Genomic DNA, 15,456 nt, shown 5'->3' on the forward strand with positions numbered 1-15,456 from the left:
AGGTGTTTGATTTGGTATTCTTCTATGTCAATTATGGCTATGTCTGATGCCAGCATACTTTTTAGAACACCACCAAAAAACTATTTACTTCTCTAAATACTGAATCTTACCTTCGACACCATCCCATTTTGCCGCTTCTGGCAACTGACCTTTCATCTCAGTAATGTTTGGCCATTTTTGTGCCAGCTCTTCGTTTAGCTGAATAAAGACTTCTTGCCCTTTTGGTACTTCGTCTTCCGAAAATATCGCATTGGCGGGGCATTCGGGCTCGCAAAGCGCGCAGTCGATGCATTCGTCAGGGTCGATAGCGAGGAAGTTCGGGCCTTCATAAAAGCAGTCCACAGGGCAGACTTCCACACAGTCGGTGTATTTGCAAAGAATGCAGTTATCTGTAACGACAAAGGTCATAGTGGTCTACCTGTTATTGGTTTGGCAAAGTACAATTACGATTGTAAGTACATTAGCTGAAAAATAAGACATATTTTAGCGCTTTTACCGCTATTTGACAAATCCCTTTACTGACTAATGATTTCCTTTAAATGATAAAGTAAATCGTGCGCTTGCTTTGGTGTTAGGTTATCAGGATTAATCGCTGCCAGCTCATCTTGTAAGCTAAATAATTGATTTTGTTGTGGAATGGTAGTGGTGCTTTCACTTGAGTGAACACTGTCTTCCTTTGTTTTCTCTGATACACTATGATAAGCCTGCGCTCTTTCATCCTTTACTGACTTAGCTAATTCATTTTTATCATCAATGGCTTTTACACTTTCAGTTTTTAAATTATCTACTAAATACCGCTTCGCATCATTTAATACCTGAGTTGGGATACCAGCCATTTTTGCCACATGCAGTCCAAAGCTAGAGCTTGCCGCGCCGTCCTGAATTTGATGCAGTAGTAGCAGTTGACCATCGACTTCACTGGCAGCGACATGGACATTGCGAATGCTGGCGTGTTGGTTAGCAGCATTGTTGACCAATTGCGTCAACTCAAAATAATGGGTGGCAAATAATGTCAGGCAGCCAATCTCGACCAGTCGATTGACGCAGGCATGGGCAATTGCTAGACCGTCCGTAGTAGCGGTGCCGCGTCCGACTTCATCCATCAGTACCAGCGATTTATTGGTCGCTTGATTGAGAATATTCGCGGTTTCAATCATCTCAACCATAAAGGTAGACTTACCACCTGCCAAATCATCAGCTGAGCCAATACGAGTAAAGATACGGTCGATGTCCCCAATCTGCGCACTCGCTGCTGGCACAAAGCTGCCGCAATGAGCAAGCAGGACAATTAGTGCAGTTTGGCGCATATAGGTCGATTTACCGCCCATGTTCGGGCCAGTGATCATGAGGAGGCGTTCAGGGTTTGAAGCGCTGCCGAGCGCACAGTCATTGGCGACAAAATGGCTGCTATGTTTCGCATTGCTGCCTTTATTAGAGATAGTAAAGGCTTTGTCAGCATTGACTGGATTTAGCGCTGCTTCAACAACCACATGACGACCTTGTTTGATATTGATACTGGTTTGGCTGCCATTTTTTGACAAGTTGCCATCTTTCAGTAAGTCGTCATCTTGTGAGTCATTACTCATGATTGGACGCTGCCAATTATAAAGAGTGGCAAGCTGTGCCCAATTACTAAGCACATCTATTTGCGCGATAGCCGCGCTCAGCTGTTGCAATTCTGCTAAATGGCCACTTAATATGGTCAATAGTTCGTGATATAGCAGCTTTTCACGTGCTAATGCTAAGCTTTGTGCGCTGAGATACTCGGTTTCCACTTCTTTTAGCTCATCGGTAATAAAGCGCTCACTGCTTTTGAGCGTTTGCCGCCGGATAAAATGCGCCGGGGCATTTTGTGCCTGCATTTTAGGTAATTCAAAATAAAAGCCGCTGACTTTATTAAAGCCTACTTTTAGGCTAGGTAATTGGTAGTCCTGACGCGCGCGCTCTAGCATCTCATCTAATGTTACTTGGATATTGTCATGCAAATGGGTAAGGCGATCAAACTCTGCATCGTAGCCAGCTACTAGCATGCCGCCGTCACGGATATGAGCCGGTGGCTCTGCAATAATGGCACGCTCGATTAGCTCGGCGACAGACTGTACGGCAGGTAGCTGCGCAGGCAATTGCTGCATCAGTATGGGCAGTAGTCCTGCTTGCTCATGACTGATACCTGCATTGCTCAGTAGGGTAGTAAGTTGAGTGCTGCTAGTAATACCATCGGCGAGCTTACGCAGGTCACGCGGTTTGGCGCTCATCAGCCCAATACGGCTAGTGATTCGCTCGATATCGCCGATGGTATTTAAGGTTTCACGTAAACTGCTGACTAATGAATTATTTTCTAAGTTTTCATTAACCTGCTTATTTTCGCCAAAATTATTGTCTGACTGCAAAAGGCTAGTGATTGCATCTAAACGCAGATTAATACGCGCATGTTGACGTAGCGGGCGCTTCATTTGCTGCACAAGCAAGCGCCGCCCCATCGGAGTTTGGCAGTGATTGAGTACGGATATTAATGACGTTCCATTACTGCTAACGGGCGTAAATAGCTCAAGATTTTGCTGACTATTAGCATCAATGATTAAATAATCGTCGCTATATTCGACGATAAGTTGATTCAGCTGTGGTATATGGCGCTGCTGGGTTTGTCTTGCGTAGTGTATTAATGCCGCACAGCTAGACTGGCTAAGCTTGGCATCACTAATACCCAGTCCATCGAGGCGTTGTACCTCAAATTGCTGGCAAAGCGTTGAACTGGCATGCTGACGATGAAAGTCATTGGCTGCCACTTCTATAATAGGGCAGTCTAAACTTTGACGTAGCCACAACGACCAATTTTCTCCAGCTTGTTCACCGAGTGCTTCGCTAATGATACATTCACTCGGGGCAAAGCGTGCCAGCACCGTGAGCATTTGAGCTTGCAAACCTTCGATATCGTTGTGATGCGCGCTGAGTGTTTGCGTCGTTAATGTCCCAGCAGCCAAATCCATTTGGCTGATGGCAGCCTGCAAAGGTTGTTTACTATTCGCTTTAGGAGTTTCGATATCAATCGCAACGACGGTTGGCGTATGATTGGGCGCAATGAGGGCGTCATCGGTGATGGTTCCGGCGGTCAAGGTTTTAACCACTTCACGGCGCATGATGCTACCAGCCGCCGATTTACTTTTATCTTTTTTCTGCTTATCGCCCATCTTAGGCGTATTGGACGGGTTGCTAGTAACTGAATCGTCAATTTGCTCACAAACAACCACGGTTTGCCCAGCCGCAATCAGCCGCGCCATATAGCTATCGGCTGCATGGAACGGCACGCCAGCCATCGCAATGGTATTACCAGCTTTATCGGTGCCACGGCGGGTTAGGGTAATATCGAGTATCTGCGCCGCTCGTTTGGCATCCTCAAAAAATAACTCATAAAAATCACCCATCCGGTACAGCAATAACGCTTGTGGATAGTTGGCTTTCATGGTCAGATATTGCACCATCATTGGCGTATGGTCGGCTAAATGATAAATAGCGTCGCCGATTAGCAACTGATCGTTATTTAAATGCTCAGTTTTTACGTGTTTAGCTTTTAAGGTTTTAGATGTATCAGATGTTAAAGCGTTAGGGTTTTGCGCGGTTGGTTTTACGGTCATGCAGAATCTCTTATGATGCTTAAATGGGTTTGCTTAGAAACAATGGCTGTTTTTTAGAATAAATTAGCGATGAATGCTGTCAGATAGTTGCGTTTATTAATGGCACGAAAAAGCTGCTAAATGAAGGATATAAGCGCTATTTTAACACGTTCAGCGACCTTTTTACGTCGGCAAATATCTACTCGCTGCCCTTGTATCCATCGGCGTCATAACCATATATAATGACGGCACACTTAATTGGGCGATACTTCATTAAGCGACTCATCATTAGTCAGTACCTTATTATTGCGTGCTTTGTTAATCCGTATTTTGACAATCAGTATGTTATCAAAAGGTATTTAGTCAGTGATGATTGTCAGCATTGTAATGACCAAGCGGCACTATATAAAGCCTTGGCGAATGCGCACTAATTATCGAATATTTCCATAGGTCAAAAAATTATGTTATCAAAGATTATAGGCAGTGTCGTTGGCACCAAAAATGACCGCGAACTCAAGCGCATGCGCCGCGTGGTCAGCAAAATCAACGCATATGAGGCTGACATTCAAGCCCTGTCTGATGAGCAATTACAACAAAAAACCGCAGAATTTAAAGAAAGACACCAAAACGGTGAAAGCTTAGACGCCTTATTACCAGAAGCGTTTGCCGTCTGCCGCGAAGCCTCGTTACGCGTCAATGGCATGCGCCACTACGACGTGCAGCTCATCGGTGGTATCACCTTGCACGAAGGCAAAATCGCTGAGATGAAAACCGGTGAGGGTAAAACCTTGATGGGTACCTTGGCGATGTACCTCAATGCCATTAGTGGCAAAGGCGTGCATTTGGTTACGGTCAACGATTATTTGGCGGCGCGTGATGCCGAATTAAACCGCCCATTATTTGGCTTTTTGGGTATGACGGTTGGCGTTATTTATTCGCAGCAGCCACCACAAGAAAAAATCGACGCTTATCAAGCGGATATCACCTACGGTACCAATAACGAATATGGCTTTGATTATCTGCGCGATAACATGGTCTTTAGCCTCGCTGAGAAAAAACAGCGTCCGCTAAACTATTGTATTATTGATGAAATCGACTCTATCTTAATCGATGAAGCACGTACGCCGCTGATTATCTCAGGGCAAGCGGAAGATTCATCACGTATGTATGCGCTGATTAATACTATTATTCCAAGGCTTAAACGCTCAAAAGATGAAGAAGCCAATAAGAATAACGAAGACGAAGATTTTTGGATTGATGAAAAAAATCGTCAAATTGAAATCAGCGAAAAAGGCTACGAGAAAATTGAGCGCTTCTTAATCGAAGTGGGTGAGCTTGGCGAAAACGAAAGTTTATATAGCCCGAGCCGTTTGCCGCTACTTGCTCACGTCCAAGCGGCCATTCGTGCCCATCATGTGTTTGTCAAAAACGTCCATTATATCGTTGACGACGGCGAAGTGATTATCGTAGATGAAAACACTGGACGTACTATGCCGGGTCGCCGCTGGTCAGAAGGCTTGCACCAAGCGGTAGAGGCCAAAGAAAACGTCGAGATTCAAGCAGAGAACCAAACGCTTGCGACGACGACTTTCCAGAACTATTTCCGTCTCTATGATAAATTATCGGGTATGACCGGTACCGCTGATACCGAAGCAGCAGAGTTTAAATCAACGTATGATTTAGACGTCATCGTGATTCCAACGCACGAGCCGATTGCGCGTATCGACATGGATGACCAAATTTTCTTAACCAAGTTAGGGAAATATAAGGGTATTATCCGCGAGATTAAAGAGATTCAAGCCAAAGGTGCGCCGGTCTTGGTGGGTACGGCGACGATTGAGGCCAGTGAAGAGTTGTCTTATCTGCTCGATCAAGAAGGCATCAAGCATAATGTCCTAAACGCCAAGCAACACGAGCGTGAGGCAGAAATTATCGCGCAGGCCGGTAGTCCAAAAGCGGTGACCATCGCCACCAATATGGCAGGCCGTGGTACCGATATTATCTTGGGCGGTAACTGGCAATCATTTATCGAAGATATTGATGCGGTCAGTCCGGAAGAGATGGCGCGCCTAAAAGCCGAATGGCAGGTCAAGCATGACCAAGTCGTTGCAGCAGGTGGTTTACATATCATTGGTTCTGAGCGTCATGAATCACGCCGTATCGATAACCAGCTGCGTGGTCGTGCTGGTCGTCAAGGTGACCCTGGCATGTCACGCTTTTTCTTATCGCTTGAAGATGACTTGATGCGTATCTTCGCCGGTGATCGCGTCGTCAATATGATGCGGGCGATGGGTCTAAAAGAAGACGAAGCCATCGAGCATAAAATGGTTTCAAAATCGATTGAAAATGCGCAAGGTAAAGTCGAAAGTCGCGACTTTGATGCCCGTAAAAACCTATTGAAATATGATGATGTCGCCAATGAGCAGCGTAAAGTTATCTACGGTCAGCGCGATGACTTGCTGGCAGAGATGGATTTATTGGAGGCCATCGAAGTTATGCATCATGAAGTCTACAACGCCATGATTGATCAGTTTATTCCGCCAGGCTCTATCGATGATCAGTGGAATATCGACGGCTTAGAAGATGAGCTTGAAGATGAGTTTAAAATTTCCATGCCGATTAACGATTGGCTGGATGAAGACCGCCGCCTAGATGAAGAAGGCTTACGTGCCAAAATCATCCAAACGGCATTGGATCGCTATCATGCGCGCCGTGAGCAAATGGGCGAAAAAGATGCCGCCCAGCTTGAGCGTCATTTTATGCTACAAAGTTTGGATAAGCACTGGAAAGAGCATTTAACCCAAATGGATCAGCTACGTAAAGGTATCCATCTGCGCGGTTATGCGCAAAAAAATCCTGAGCAAGAATATAAGCGTGAATCGTTTGAGCTGTTCCAAATGATGCTTGGTGCGATTAAATCTGAAACCGTACAAGATTTATCACGCGTGCATATCCCAACCAAAGAAGAATTAGAAGCGTTAGAAGCTCAGCAGCGTGAAAATGCCGCGCACATGCAAATGCAGTTTGAGCACAGTGATATCGACAATATGGATGGCGGCGTAGAGCGATCAGCGGCGCAAAACCGTAGCGTTGCTGCTGGCGTAACAGCAGGGTCTATCGCGGGCAGTGGTAGCAACAATGCCAGTGAGCCTGACCCATACACTGGGATGAATATAAGCCGTAACGCGCCATGTCCTTGTGGTTCAGGCCTAAAGTATAAACAATGTCACGGTAAAATCTAAATATTGATAATCAAAAATTGTTAAGCTATGATAAAAAGTCCCTGTCTTATTTAGATAGGGACTTTTTTATAGCGATAAGATTTATAGCCATAAGAATTTCGATAGGAAAAATTATCCTAGCAGCATCTTTTCCTTTTAATCTTTAGCGTTTTTAAGTTAGTTTGGCTCTGTTAATATTTTGACTGTGTTAACAAATGGTCTAACTATTAAGAATATAAAAGTAACAGCAGTTTTGTGGTGATTAATTACAAATTCAGCATAGGCGTGAATTTACATACACGCTATAGTGTTTAACATATTTTTTTGGAGAGTGTCATGAATATAGAATTATTAAAACAATTTCGTACCTCTGTCATTGTTACCGGTCTGCTCGCTGGCGCGATGACAATTAGTGCTTGTCAACAACAGCAGGAGCCAGAACCAAGCCTAGAAGACAGTATCAGTGAAGAGCAATCGGTGCCTATGTCCGCAGAGCCTGCTGAGCCAAGTGATGTGGTGGTAGATGCGCCAGTCAGCGATGTGGAAGAGGATACCGTAGCGTCTGTTAATTCTGGCGTCAAGCAAATGAGCTACTCATGTTCACCGGCACTAGCCGTCGAAGCCACTTACAAAGACGCTGACAAACAAGTGATTCTTGAGACTGCTCAAGGTACAGTAACTCTGACCAAAACCAATGATGCGACCAACCCTGAAGTTTTCAATCTAGATACAGCGTTTGACGGTGGTAAAGGCTTTATCCAGTGGCGCGTGGCGCACGAAGATCGTGAAACTGGTGTGATGCGTACTGCTGGTGCCGATTCAGAAAACGTCAGTACTTATGAATGTAAAACATCACCAGCGTCTGACACTAAAACGGCAGAAACAGCCGCCTAACAACAAATACCTCGCATAAAAAAAGCAACGTTAACGTTGCTTTTTTTATGTAATTTTTAAAAAAGTGGTTTTATTTTATTTAAGCGTTATTTTTCCTAAAATTCATCTTCTCTAAGCTTTATTTTTTATCAGGGACATTGCTTTGTTGCTCATGGGCTAGATAACCTTCTTCTTTAACGTCTAGCTCTTCGTGTTGTAGCGCTACTTGAATGCTATCGGTATGGGTATGCGTGGTTTTATTAATCTCTATTTCTTGAATCACATGGGTATCTTTGGTAATCGTCGCTATCTGACGCGATAAGACAATCTCAATCGGCGCGTCACCAATCTCAACCTGCTTGCCATTGATGGTTACGACTGCTTTGCTATCTAGCGATGGCTCAACGTGGCGCAATATATCCTTATCATCATAATTACCTGATAGTAAATCCTGACTCTCTGCGTCTTGATAATCAGTACGTACGGTAATATATTCTTCTATCAGCTCAATAGGCACTTCAATGGTTTTAGTCCGTCTGTGCTTGGTTACTGTGACTTTGCCAACATCCAAGCGTTCTTTATTAATAACAGGACGCTCTTCTAATAATTCTAAATAGCCACCATCACCTGCATCGGTTTGGTGGTTTGCTAAATTAGTAGATAAATTATTTTCTAAGCCTTCCTGTGAACGACTCGACACAGCTTGCTGCTGATGAGTATTGGATAAATCAGTAGCGGACAAATCTGGCGCAGGCAATTTGTTCTCACCGCTATGACTGGCAATTTGCTCTAAGTGCGAAGTAGAGTCAGTTGCCAAAGATGCTTGCTGATTGGTTTGTTGCGGTTTAACTTTATTGTCGTCGTTAATCATGGTAGTGCTCCTTAAATGGTGAGGTAGCTTAAAAAGAGGTATAAAAAAAGACCAGAGGCAAGCTCTGGTCTTAGTCACTGAGCTTGTCACTCAGCTGCTCATTACTATCGCATAATGCACATTTAACGGTTTTTTTTCTAATGATTATTTCTTAATTTAAGAAATCTTTCTTAAAAATGATGCAAAGTGCGAAAGTATTGCGTATTACATACCACGAGCACGGCGGACGTCTTCGGCAGTAATATCATCGCGGTCAAAAAGGTTACCTTCGCGGTCAACCACATTACCATCACCATCGATATCTAATTCTTCACGTTGAATGGTTTCAGCGATGGTTTCAGTATGACGTTCGGTAGTTTTACTGACGTTTACTTCTTCAGCGACATAGGTTTCTTTATTGACGCGAGCACGTTCTGCTTCTAATTGAACCTCGACCGTTTGATTGCCATCTACATCACCGATACGGCGATCGGTTGGACGATCTACGTTGGTACGCTGAATGTTGGCATGCTCTTCTTCAAGGTCAACATCTATGTTGCGCTCTTCAGTAACGACATGCTTACCAACTTTTACTAAGCCTGCAACGATGCGGTCTTTATTGACTGTCAAACGCTCTTCTAGTAGCTCTAGCGTGTTTGGCGCATTATACGCATGGTCGGCAATCTCCATACGCTCTGCTTCTGGTACAGTATCAGCAGCGAATGATTGACGATCTTTTTCGTACTGCTCTTTATAGCTGTACTGATAATCGTGATCGTATACTTCCATCGCTTCTACTTGTGCTTGCGTTAAACTATCAAAGAAAACGTCATCACCGACGATACGAGCGAGACCTGCTGGCACTAGAACTTCTTTTGAGCTGAACCAACCGCCTGCATCAACGATTAAATAACGAATACGACCAGTAGTATCTTCTACTAGCGCACCTTCGATTTTACCGATTTTTTCTTCATTGACGCCATAAGCAGTTTTACCTGTTGGGTCATAATAGTCATCACCAATTAGGTCACGGTGAGTTGCTTGGATATCTCTTAAACGAATTAGTTGGCTCATTATTGTCTTCCTTTTTTATGAGTAAATTTATTTGTTTGGATTAATAATTATTTTTTATAAAATTGCAATGCAGTAAAAATTTGCGTTGCTAAAAAACTGTCGTCTATTTCTTTTGAACTTGTTTAAACTTAGATTTTGATTTTATAAATCAACAAGATTAGATGAAGAAGATATTTCCGTGGTTATTAATAGAATCCCGCTATCATTAAGGACTAGCTATCGTTAATAAGCAGCCTCTCCATCAACTTGTTATTATCGTAGCAGCAGGTTTTTCGATACGATATATGAGCAAGGTAGCAAAGTGTGCGCTTGAGGTAATTGCGTGTAATAGGCTGTAAATGACGCCGTTACTATATAAAATTAAGTTAAGGCTTTCTTACAGCGTGTTCACCGCTTTGCGGTATTTGTCATTTTTAGGTATAAAAAAACCGCACAGCTAGTAGCTATGCGGTCTTAAAATTTTAAGAAAATAAGTCGGTATTTTAAATCAGAATTTCAATTTTAAAAGCTCAAACGTTGAATTGGCTTAAACTTAAGCCAGTTCAATGGCAACGGCAACAGCTTCGCCACCACCGATACATAAGGTTGCAACGCCTTTTTTACCACCAGTACGTTTAAGCGAGTTGATAAGGGTGACTAAGATACGCGCGCCAGAGCAGCCAACTGGATGGCCAAGTGCACAAGCGCCGCCTTCGACGTTGACTTTAGCGTGGTCGATTTTAAGTTCATCCATCGCTGCCATCGTTACCATCGCAAAGGCTTCGTTGATTTCCCATAAATCGACGTCTGCAATTGACCAACCCGCCTTGTCCAGAACTTTTTCAATGGCGCCAATCGGAGCAATGGTAAACTCGCTTGGATGGCGCGAGTTAGAAGCGGTGGCAACAATACGTGCTTGGTAATCTAAACCTTCGGCTTTAGCTTGTGATTCTTTCATCATCACAACCGCCGCCGCGCCGTCTGAGATTGAGCTGGCGTTTGCCGCTGTAATCGTGCCTTCTTTTGCAAAAGCAGGACGCAGGGTAGGAATGCGCTCGGCATTGGCAAGCGCAGGCTGCTCGTCGGTATCGACTGTTTGCTCGCCTTTACGCGATTTGAAAGTGACAGGCTCGATTTCATCTTTAAAATGGTCGTCTTTAATCGCTGTCAAAGCACGGTTTAGCGATGCAATAGCAAACTCGTCCATTTGCTCACGGCTATAGCCTTTTTCATCGGCCATTTCTTGCGCGAACTGCCCCATTAATTTGCCGGTTTCGGCATCTTCTAGACCGTCTAAGAACATATGGTCTTTGACTTCTTTATGTCCCATACGGTAACCACCGCGTGACCCTGGCATAATATAAGGCGCATTGGTCATCGATTCCATACCGCCAGCGACTGCGACGTTAAAGCTGCCCGCTTTGATACCATCGTGCGCTTGCATGACCGCTTTTAGGCCAGAACCACAAAGCTTATTAATGGTAACGGCACCCGTGGCATCATTTAGACCTGCTTTACGCATGGCTTGACGGGCAGGGCCTTGACCAAGACCAGCGGTCAAGATACAGCCCATGATGACTTCATCAATATTATCAACGCTCACGCCTGAACGCTCAACGGCTGCCTTGATAGCGGTTGCGCCAAGTTCAGTTGCGCTGACGTCCTTTAAAGCGCCTTGAAAACCACCCATCGGAGTACGGGCGCCATTTAAAATTACAATTGCATCATTTGACATCGTTATTTTTCCTTTTTCGGTATTTGAAACGAAAGTTTTTTAGTCATTAAAATAAAAGTTTCTAGCTGAGATTATACGTTTATAGATGAATCGCTGGATAGATTAAGCTAACTCGTCTAAGCGAATACGGACGACTTTATCTGTAATGGTATCGAGCTTCTCGATTTTTTCAATCGCCAGATTCATCTGACTTTCCACCACAGGTAGGGTCAAGATAATCACTGGTACTTGGCCCAGCTTATGCGCAGGTTTTTGTAAAATGGCATCGATATTGATACCCGCGTCACTCAAAATACGAGTAATGTCCGCCAAAACGCCCGGATTGTCATGCGCATGCACGCGCAGATAATAACCGGTAATCATCTGCTCAGCACGCAAGATGGGTGTGTCTGATAATTGCTCTGGGATAAAGGCTAGATGCGGCACATGGTGACCGTTCGTGCTTTCATTGTTGCTATCTTTACTACCAAGAACGCGAACCAAATCCATGACATCGGCCATGACCGCAGAAGCCGTTGCTCCAGCACCAGCGCCATCACCGCAATATAGCGTCTGACCAAGTGGGTGCGAGTTGACCAATACCGCATTTTTTACGCCATTAACGTTGGCAAGCAGGGCATTTTGTGGAATGAGGGTTGGATGAACACGCAGCTCGATACCAGCCGCGCTATTATTACCTTGGTCATCACCTGAACCGTTACCCTCGCGGCGTACCGCAAAGCCTAGATGTTTGATACGGTAGCCAAGCTCTTCGGCGTAGTTGACGTCTTGCAAGGTAATACCGGTGATACCTTCGCAGTAAACTTTGTCAAACTGTAGCGGAATCCCAAAGGCGATAGAGGCGAGGAGCGCAAGCTTATGCGCCGCATCAATACCTTCGACATCAAAGGTTGGATCGGCTTCGGCGTAACCAAGTGCTTGTGCTTCGCTTAAAACATCGGCGAACGGGCGACCTTTATCACGCATTTCAGTCATGATAAAGTTGCCAGTGCCATTGATAATACCAGCTAACCACTCAATCTTATTGGCAGCAAGGCCTTCACGCATGACTTTGATAATTGGAATACCACCTGCCACCGCCGCTTCATAAGCAACGTGTACATTATGGGCTTCGGCAAAGGCGAAAATCTCATTGCCGTGTTCGGCGAGCAAGGCTTTATTGGCAGTGACCACATGTTTGCCGTGTTTAATGGCATGCATAATCACATCTTTAGCCAAGGTCGTACCGCCAATCACTTCGATGACAATATCGACATTGTCACTGGCAGCGGTTGCCATCAAGTCACTATTTTGTACGATGGTAGCGTCGATATCATCGCGCTGACGACGGGTACCGACTTCGGTAATCACAATGTCGCGTCCGCTACGGCGTTTTAACTCATCTAAATTGTCATTGATTAGATTGATCACGCCCGTTCCGACGGTGCCCAGACCAAGTATCGCTAGTTTGATGGATTTGCTCACAGTATCCTCAAGAGATTATAGAGTTGGATAAAAATGCTTCTATGACAGCGCTTACATAAAAAGACTTATATAAAAGTGCTTATAAATGAGGCTGATATAAAGAAGAAAAGTATAAAAATACACCGCTAATTTTACCTAGCGCTTCATCGTATCATACCGATAAGCGCTTGTGGCGTCTACCCAATCTCACTGTCGCTAAGGTCAGCAATATAAGGATAGATGATTAGCTGGCATCGATCGCTGTTTGCGCCAATTGCGCCGCAGGTAGATAGCCGCCGATTTGTTGGCCAGACTCGGTAAAGATAGCTGGCGTGCCGCGTACCCCTAACGACATTCCAAGCTCGATTTGCTCTTTTACTGGGTTATTACAGCTAGGCGCTTGAACATTGGCGCCCATTTTTGCCTGGTCCATCGCCGCCTTGCGATCTTCGCTACACCAAATCGCTTCCATTTTTGGGATACTGCCTTCGCTGCGTGGCCATGCCAAATAACGCACTTCAATACCGCGTGCATTGATATCGCTCATTTCTTCATGAAGCTTGGTGCAGTAAGGGCAGTCGGCATCAGTAAAGGCATAAACAACTGATTTAGTGGCGCCTTTTGCTGGATAAATAACCATGTCTTTTTTATCGACCGTTTTTAGAGCGTCTTGCGCGGCTTTGGCAACCAAAGCGCCACTGATATCAACTGGCGCTTCTTGCCCAACGGCGATGATTTGTCCTTGGATAATATGTTTGCCAGATTTATCGGTAAAAAACGATGGTAAGCCCGATGCCGTTACCCAGTAAATATCGTCCATATCTGTTGGTACGGCTGAGATAATCTTTTCTTCAATCCCTGAGGCTTTTAGATTTGCTTGTAAGGCTTTGACCACTGCTGCATCATTATCGGCGACTTGTGCGGTGCTGACTTTGGCATTAGCGCTATTGACGATACCTGTATTGCTGGTCGCATCTGCCGCATTATTCGAGCAGCCTGCTGCAACCACGACCAGCAATGCGCCCATCACCATCCGTGATAAAGGCTTGCGTGAAAACATAGCGCGAGCAGGGGTGGCTTTAGAGAAAGAAGGTAAAAACATAGATATTTCCTTTAGGCGGTGATGCCTAAGCAAGATATAGATATAAAAACAGGGACATAGATGGTGTATGAACGCTTATCCCGTATACGCTAGATTTTGTTGTCAGCGCGATATATTTCAAGGACGAGGTGCAATTTATTGATAATAAAAGATAAGTAGCAATACTGGTTATATTAACATATTTTTAGAAATAACCACCAAAGGCTATTTGTTGACATTGCCAACTTTATTAACGGTAAATATTATCGGCAAATTTATCATTTACAGATAGCCATTAAAAAGCCGATATAAAATACACTTGCACTATTTTATCTCGGTTTAAGTCTAGGTAGGCTACTGTCAACAACAATAGATTATTCATTAAAATAATTTTTCTATCTCTATTTTTCTTGTTAACTTTCTAAGGAGACTCTATGGCTGGTGCCAGTTTATTAACCCTACTTGATGATATCAGTGTGATACTCGATGATGTCTCGGTCATGACGAAGGTTGCCGCCAAAAAAACCGCTGGGGTATTGGGTGATGATTTGGCGTTGAATGCCGAGCAGGTCACCGGCGTCACAGCAAATCGTGAACTGCCAGTCGTTTGGGCGGTCGCCAAAGGCTCGTTTATTAATAAGCTTATTTTGGTGCCAGCAGCTATCCTTATTAGCGCCATTTATCCGCCTTTAATCACCTTTTTGCTGATGTGTGGTGGCTTGTTTTTGGTTTATGAAGGCGCTGAAAAAGTGATACATCGCTTTTGGCCGCATGCCCTGCCAGATGATGAAGAGCAAAATGCCCGTCGGCAAGCCAACGCAGATAAAAACGTTGATTTGGTCGCCTTTGAAAAAGAAAAAATCAAAGGGGCGGTGCGTACCGATTTTATTTTATCAGCAGAAATTATTGTGATTGCGCTAGGTGCGACGGCAACCGCTACGTTGTTACAGCGCAGTTTGGTGCTGTCTATTTTAGCCATCGGTATTACTGTTGGTATTTATGGTTTGGTTGCGGGCATCGTTAAAATCGACGACTTAGGCTTGCATATGATGCAAAAAGACGGCGATTTTACCCAAAAAGTCGGGAAAGTCTTATTTGCGGCAGCACCCAAACTGATGAAGTTTTTATCAATCGCTGGTACTCTAGCAATGTTTTTAGTTGGTGGCGGTATTTTGGTACACGGCATCAACTTTTTACACCATGAAGTTGAAGATATTGCGCATTTGACTGGCGTATTTGAGAGCTTTACCACTGCCTTATTAAATGGCGTTATCGGTTTTATTATTGGCGCTGCTATCGTAGCGCTATTTACGGTTATCAATAAGATACGCCATAAAGATGAGCCTACTGCCCATTAATCCTGTTTCTCAAAAGTTCTGTTTATCAAAGCTTGGCATTGATATATAGTGAGTGAAAAGTAATATTGATACATCACGCACTGCTGATATCAATTTTTCTCGCTTGCTGTGCCTACGCAGACAGAGGCTACAAAAAATTGATATCAGCAATACTGTCGCGTTTTTAGGATGTTTTGACTATAAAAGATCGCTATAAAGATATATTGATTAAAAAGCCCCAAAGTTGCTAAC

10 protein-coding genes are annotated in these 15,456 nt (G+C 44.2%); 3 read left to right on the forward strand and 7 right to left on the reverse strand.

The window, feature by feature from the left end; genetic code table 11:
* Nucleotides 1–84: 84 nt before the first annotated feature.
* Both fdxA and mutS read right to left on the reverse strand, forming a co-directional pair.
* Nucleotides 85–408 carry a ferredoxin FdxA gene (gene fdxA / locus H9653_RS08455; RefSeq protein WP_068406370.1) on the reverse strand — a complete coding sequence of 108 codons (324 nt, stop codon included), beginning with the start codon at nucleotides 406–408 and terminating at the stop codon, nucleotides 85–87.
* A 107-nt stretch (nucleotides 409–515) separates the two neighbouring features.
* Nucleotides 516–3,632: a DNA mismatch repair protein MutS gene (gene mutS, locus H9653_RS08460; protein WP_191691867.1), complete on the reverse strand. Its 3,117-nt coding sequence runs from the start codon at nucleotides 3,630–3,632 to the stop codon at nucleotides 516–518.
* A 440-nt stretch (nucleotides 3,633–4,072) separates the two neighbouring features.
* On the opposite strand from mutS, the gene secA reads away from it, so the two are divergent.
* Together secA and H9653_RS08470 are read left to right on the forward strand one after the other, a co-directional pair.
* Nucleotides 4,073–6,853: a preprotein translocase subunit SecA gene (secA, locus tag H9653_RS08465; RefSeq protein WP_191691869.1), complete on the forward strand. Its 2,781-nt coding sequence runs from the start codon at nucleotides 4,073–4,075 to the stop codon at nucleotides 6,851–6,853.
* A gap of 315 nt (nucleotides 6,854–7,168) precedes the next feature.
* Nucleotides 7,169–7,726, forward strand: coding sequence for a hypothetical protein (locus H9653_RS08470; protein WP_191691871.1), 558 nt, complete (start codon nucleotides 7,169–7,171; stop codon nucleotides 7,724–7,726).
* A gap of 118 nt (nucleotides 7,727–7,844) precedes the next feature.
* Here the strand turns inward: H9653_RS08470 and H9653_RS08475 are convergent, their stop codons facing one another.
* From H9653_RS08475 to H9653_RS08495, 5 genes are all read right to left on the reverse strand, one after another.
* On the reverse strand, nucleotides 7,845–8,576 hold the full coding sequence (locus tag H9653_RS08475) for a YsnF/AvaK domain-containing protein (protein ID WP_225211679.1): 732 nt from the start codon (nucleotides 8,574–8,576) through the stop codon (nucleotides 7,845–7,847).
* Nucleotides 8,577–8,780: 204 nt separating this feature from the next.
* Entirely contained in the window at nucleotides 8,781–9,629 is an 849-nt protein-coding gene (locus H9653_RS08480) for a DUF2382 domain-containing protein (RefSeq protein WP_191691872.1), read from the reverse strand.
* Nucleotides 9,630–10,161: 532 nt separating this feature from the next.
* On the reverse strand, nucleotides 10,162–11,343 hold the full coding sequence (locus H9653_RS08485) for a thiolase family protein (protein WP_191691874.1): 1,182 nt from the start codon (nucleotides 11,341–11,343) through the stop codon (nucleotides 10,162–10,164).
* Nucleotides 11,344–11,445: 102 nt separating this feature from the next.
* Nucleotides 11,446–12,807: a homoserine dehydrogenase gene (locus tag H9653_RS08490; protein WP_191691875.1), complete on the reverse strand. Its 1,362-nt coding sequence runs from the start codon at nucleotides 12,805–12,807 to the stop codon at nucleotides 11,446–11,448.
* A 223-nt stretch (nucleotides 12,808–13,030) separates the two neighbouring features.
* Nucleotides 13,031–13,888, reverse strand: coding sequence for a DsbC family protein (locus tag H9653_RS08495; RefSeq protein ID WP_191691876.1), 858 nt, complete (start codon nucleotides 13,886–13,888; stop codon nucleotides 13,031–13,033).
* Between the two features lie 413 nt (nucleotides 13,889–14,301).
* On the opposite strand from H9653_RS08495, the gene H9653_RS08500 reads away from it, so the two are divergent.
* A complete protein-coding gene (locus tag H9653_RS08500) occupies nucleotides 14,302–15,225 on the forward strand; it encodes a DUF808 domain-containing protein (protein ID WP_191691878.1) in 924 nt (307 codons plus the stop codon).
* Nucleotides 15,226–15,456: the final 231 nt, after the last annotated feature.

It is taken from the genome of Psychrobacter communis (genome assembly GCF_014836505.1).
GTDB lineage: Bacteria > Pseudomonadota > Gammaproteobacteria > Pseudomonadales > Moraxellaceae > Psychrobacter > Psychrobacter faecalis.

Coding starts and splice junctions, on each gene's coding strand:
- fdxA (WP_068406370.1), bottom strand. CDS start 408: ATGACCTTTGTCGTTACAGATAACTGCATTCTTTGCAAATACACCGAC.
- mutS (WP_191691867.1), bottom strand. CDS start 3,632: ATGACCGTAAAACCAACCGCGCAAAACCCTAACGCTTTAACATCTGAT.
- secA (WP_191691869.1), top strand. CDS start 4,073: ATGTTATCAAAGATTATAGGCAGTGTCGTTGGCACCAAAAATGACCGC.
- H9653_RS08470 (WP_191691871.1), top strand. CDS start 7,169: ATGAATATAGAATTATTAAAACAATTTCGTACCTCTGTCATTGTTACC.
- H9653_RS08475 (WP_225211679.1), bottom strand. CDS start 8,576: ATGATTAACGACGACAATAAAGTTAAACCGCAACAAACCAATCAGCAA.
- H9653_RS08480 (WP_191691872.1), bottom strand. CDS start 9,629: ATGAGCCAACTAATTCGTTTAAGAGATATCCAAGCAACTCACCGTGAC.
- H9653_RS08485 (WP_191691874.1), bottom strand. CDS start 11,343: ATGTCAAATGATGCAATTGTAATTTTAAATGGCGCCCGTACTCCGATG.
- H9653_RS08495 (WP_191691876.1), bottom strand. CDS start 13,888: ATGTTTTTACCTTCTTTCTCTAAAGCCACCCCTGCTCGCGCTATGTTT.
- H9653_RS08500 (WP_191691878.1), top strand. CDS start 14,302: ATGGCTGGTGCCAGTTTATTAACCCTACTTGATGATATCAGTGTGATA.